The following is a 4219-nucleotide window of genomic DNA, read 5'->3' as shown; positions in this document are numbered from 1 at the left end:
CATCACCGGGGGCCTCTTGGCCTTCGCCCGCATCTCCGGCGAGACGGCGCCCCTGCTCTTCACGTCGCTGAACAACCAGTTCTTCAGCCTCGACATGACCAAGCCGATGGCCAACCTGCCGACCATCATCTTCAATTATGCGCTCAGCGCCTATGACGACTGGCAGCGCCTCGCCTGGGTCGGCGCCCTGCTGATCACGCTGGCGGTGCTGGGCGCCAACATCGTCGTCCGTGCGCTCTCCGCCGAGAAGAAACGCTCATGAGCTTCGTCCAGCCCGTCACCACCGATCCGAACCCGGCCGCGCCCGCCGGGCAGAGTTCAGCCAGCAAGAACGCGGCGAACCTCACCTTCGAGAGCTTCATCGAGCCGATTGCGGCTGACAAGATCAAGCTCGAGACCAAGAAGCTGAGCTTTTTCTACGGCAAGAACCAGGCGCTCTATGAGGTCAGCATTCCCTTCACCCGTCACGCGGTGACCGCCCTGATGGGCCCGTCCGGATGCGGCAAGTCCACCCTGCTGCGCGCTCTGAACCGCATCTATGCGCTGTATCCCGGCCAGCGGGCGGAGGGCGAGGTGCTGCTCGATGGCGTCAACATCCTGGACCGCAAGGTCGACCTGACCGAGCTGCGCTCCAAGATCGGCATGGTGTTCCAGCAGCCGACCCCCTTTCCCATGTCGATCTACGACAACGTCGCCTTCGGCGTGAAGCTCTACGAAAAGCTGTCCAAGGCGGAGATGGACGCGCGGGTGGAGGAGAGCCTGCGCCGTGCGGCGCTTTGGGAAGAGGTCAAGGACAAGCTGAAGACCTCTGGCCAGGGCCTCTCCGGCGGTCAGCAGCAGCGGCTGTGCGTCGCGCGCGGCGTGGCGGTGCGGCCCGAGGTGATCCTGCTGGACGAGCCGGCCTCCGCGCTCGACCCCATCTCCACGGCCAAGCTGGAGGAGACCCTGGTGGAGCTGAAGCGCGACTACACCATCGTCATCGTCACCCACAACCTGCAGCAGGCGGCCCGGATCTCCGACCACGCCGCCTTCATGTACCTAGGCCGGCTGATCGAGTTCGCCCCTACCCACCGCCTGTTCGACAACCCCAAGGCGACCCGCACCGCCGACTACATCACCGGTCGTTTCGGCTGAGCCGCCACAATCTGCGTTCGACTGAAGCCAAAGCCCCATCCGCGACGCGACGGCGACCTGAGTTCGGAAGGTGCGACGCCCGTCCGCGGATGAGGCGACTTGATCCTGACGCCCAAGGCCCCTAGGCTCACCCTCTCTTTGTGGAGAAGACCGGCCTCCGCTGGGAAGGTTCTGTGCAGGGGGCCTGTCGGATGATCCACGAGCTTGACGACGGCAGGTCTCTGTCCGGCCCGGGGTGCGGCGCCGTGGCGGACTCCATCGCCCGGCCATGAACGGCCTCGCAGACAAGCCACTCCTCCTCGCCGTAACCGCCACGAGAGCGTGCAACTAGATGACGGCCAACTCCCACGTAAGCTTCAGCCTTCGGGCCGAGACCCTTGGCCGACACGCCGCAGCGACGCCGAGCGCTGTGGTGGCGGTGCCGGTAAAGGACGAGGAAGCGCGGATCGAGTCCTGCCTTCTGGCCTTGGCCGGGCAGACCGACGTGGACTTTGGCGACCTGGCTGTCGTGCTGCTGCTGAACAACTGCCGCGACTGCACCCGCGCGCGCATCCACGCCCTGGCCGACCAGCTTCCTTTCCGCTTGGAGCTGCGCGAGGTGGACCTGCCCCCCGCCTACGCGAACGCCGGCTGGGCGCGGCGCCTGGCCATGGAGGCGGCGGCCGACCTGGTCGCACCTGATGGCCTGATCCTCACCACCGACGCTGACACGCTGGTGGAAACCGACTGGGTCGCCGCCAACCGGCGCGAGATCGCCGCCGGTGCAGACGCTGTGGCCGGCTATGTCATGGCCGACCCCACGGAGCTGATCGAACTGCCTCCCGAAATCCTGGAGCGCGGGTCCCTGGAGTGGGAGTTCCAGCAGCTGGGCGCCGAGATGGTCGCCCGGGTGGATCCCGATCCGTACGATCCCTGGCCCTGCCACAACCAGAACTGCGGCGCCTCGGCGGCGATCACGGCGGCGACCTATCGCCGGATTGGCGGCCTGCCGCCCCGCGCCGTGGGCGAGGATCGCGCCCTCTTCGAGATGGTCCGCCGTGTCGACGGACGTATCCGCCACAGCCTCGACGTCCAGGTCGTCACCTCGGCCCGCACCGATGGGCGAGCGCTAGGCGGCCTGTCCGACGCCATCCGCCTGCGGGGCGAACCGGACCATGCCTGCGACGAGATGCTGGAGCTCACCATCGTGACCTTCCGACGTGCGCTCTGGCGCAGGCGGCTGCGGGCGCTGTGGACTGCAGGGGGGGCGCAGGCGATCTGCGACTCCGGTTGGGCCGACCGGTTGCGGGTCAGTCCGCGCGACCTGCGCCGGGCCTGCGAGCACCGCTGCTTCGGCGAGATGTGGGCCGAAATCCAGGCGCTCAGCCCCCGCCTGAAGCGCCAGCTGGTCACGGGCCGCGGGCTCCGGCGCGAGCTGCGCCGCATGCGTCGCATGGTGGAGGCGGTGCGCAGCGGTGCGATGGATCTGGACGGCCCGGTCGCCGCGTCGAAGTCGCCCGCCGTGCAGGCCGCCTGAGCCGCGTTCAGAAGGCCTCAGCCTCGATCCGGCCGTCTGGAGTCAGGGCGGCCCGCTTCATGCCTTCCGAGACGAAGGGCATGGCGATCTCACCCGCCGCCGACACAGCTATCATCCCCCCCTCGCCGCCCAGCGCCGCGATGTCGTCCAGCACCGCGCGGGTTGCGCCCGGCAGGCTCTCGCCGGTCAGGCGCAGGCGCAGGCCCACCTGTGCGGCCGCGGCCGTGCGGATGAAATACTCGCCCTGCCCGGTGCAGGACACGGCCACCGCGCGGTCCGCCCAGACACCGGCGCCTGGGATGGGTGTGTCGCCTACCCGGCCCGCCAGCTTGCCGAATACGCCGCCTGTGGAGGTGCCGGCCGCCAGTCGGCCACAGGCGTCGCGGACGACGCAACCCACCGTGCCGTGCGCGAGCGCACCTCCTGGCGGGTGATTGGACTCGTCAAAGCCGGCGTGGGTGAACCAGCTCGCCGCGTCGGCTATCTCCGCCAGACCCTGAGATCGGGCGAAGCCCGCCGCGCCCCGGCCCGCCAGCATGACGTGAGGTGTGGCTTGCATGACCGCCGTCGCAGCCAGGATCGGGCTCTCGAACCCCTCCAGCGCGGCGACCGCGCCGGCCAAGCCCGTCGCGCCGTCCATCAAGCTGGCGTCGAGCTCGTAACGCCCCTCGGTGTTGGGCGAAGCGCCGCGCCCTGCGACGTACAGGCCTGAGGCTTCCATCGCCTGTATGGTCGCCACGACCACTTCCAGCGCCGCCGCGCCCTCCCGCAGCCGGTCGCGAGCCGCTTCGACGAGCCCGCGCATGTGGGCGATCTCGCGCGCATAATCCCGATGGCGGCGCGCGCCAGCCCCCCCGTGCAACGCAAGAGCGATCCGCTGGTCCACGCGGTCAGGTCTCCGTCAGGTCTTGGGGTACTGGATCGTCCCCTGAAGGTGCTCGACGACCGAGCGGGCGTCATAGGCATGGGGGTTGTCGGCCGGCTTGGGCCCGTGGCCCATCAGCACCTCGACGCTCGCCTGATACCGGCTCACCTGCTCGATGTCGAACGTGCCTCCGCCGAACCCGTCGCCATATCCGAAGCCGCCGAACCCACCATATCCGCCGAAACCCGAGCCCCATCCGAAGCCTGAACGGTACAGGCTCCAGGAAGGACCGCCTCCCCACCCGCCAAAGAACGGGTCAGAGTCGCCGTAATAGTCGGTCTTGCGCTCGGTATGGCGGTCCACCGCCTGGAACCAGTCGAACCCCTGGGCCAGGGACAGCTGAGCCGAGCGGAACAGCAGGTAACGCTCCACCGTCTGGCGCGAGGTCAGCGAGTTGCCGGAGAACTCGACCTTCCAGCGGTTGGCCTCGATCTGCTGCTCGCTGTACCCGCCCGAGGAGCTGGCCTTCTGCGCCGTGATCGGCTGGTAGGGAGTCGCCGTTTCGCAAGCGGACAGGGCCAGCGCCGCCGCGGCCACGGCGATCAAGGCGCGCTTCATGTGTTCGGTCTCCGACCCGGACGCGGGCCTTCATCCGCTTAAATAGGAAGCAGGGAGCCTTGTTCCGAGGGCGGCGACGCGCCTTA

Annotated in this window: 4 protein-coding genes and 1 pseudogene; 3 read left to right on the top strand and 2 right to left on the bottom strand. The window is 68.8% G+C overall.

The features are described 5' to 3' along the window. From HUV06_RS14830 to HUV06_RS14820, 3 genes and pseudogenes are all read left to right on the top strand, one after another. Positions 1 to 262: pseudogene (locus tag HUV06_RS14830) on the top strand (phosphate ABC transporter, permease protein PstA); the annotation flags it as partial. After that, positions 259 to 1134: a phosphate ABC transporter ATP-binding protein PstB gene (gene pstB, locus HUV06_RS14825; RefSeq protein WP_174302020.1), complete on the top strand. Its 876-nt coding sequence runs from the start codon at positions 259 to 261 to the stop codon at positions 1132 to 1134. The pseudogene HUV06_RS14830 and the gene pstB, both read left to right, overlap by 4 nt. Positions 1135 to 1465: 331 nt before the next feature. Then, positions 1466 to 2650 (top strand): glycosyltransferase family 2 protein, encoded by a 1185-nt coding sequence (locus HUV06_RS14820; RefSeq protein WP_174302019.1) that lies wholly within the window; start codon positions 1466 to 1468, stop codon positions 2648 to 2650. A gap of 7 nt (positions 2651 to 2657) precedes the next feature. On the opposite strand, the gene HUV06_RS14815 is transcribed toward HUV06_RS14820, so the two are convergent. Further along, on the bottom strand, positions 2658 to 3536 hold the full coding sequence (locus HUV06_RS14815; RefSeq protein ID WP_254601173.1) for an isoaspartyl peptidase/L-asparaginase family protein: 879 nt from the start codon (positions 3534 to 3536) through the stop codon (positions 2658 to 2660). Positions 3537 to 3551: 15 nt separating this feature from the next. Further along, a complete protein-coding gene (locus HUV06_RS14810) occupies positions 3552 to 4133 on the bottom strand; it encodes a hypothetical protein (protein ID WP_174302018.1) in 582 nt (193 codons plus the stop codon). Between the last annotated feature and the right edge of the window lie 86 nt (positions 4134 to 4219).

The organism is Caulobacter sp. S45 (genome assembly GCF_903642205.1).
Lineage (GTDB): Bacteria > Pseudomonadota > Alphaproteobacteria > Caulobacterales > Caulobacteraceae > CAHJWH01.
This window is presented reverse-complemented; position numbering and strand designations above follow the sequence as displayed.

Coding starts and splice junctions, on each gene's coding strand:
- pstB (WP_174302020.1), top strand. CDS start 259: ATGAGCTTCGTCCAGCCCGTCACCACCGATCCGAACCCGGCCGCGCCC.
- HUV06_RS14820 (WP_174302019.1), top strand. CDS start 1,466: ATGACGGCCAACTCCCACGTAAGCTTCAGCCTTCGGGCCGAGACCCTT.
- HUV06_RS14810 (WP_174302018.1), bottom strand. CDS start 4,133: ATGAAGCGCGCCTTGATCGCCGTGGCCGCGGCGGCGCTGGCCCTGTCC.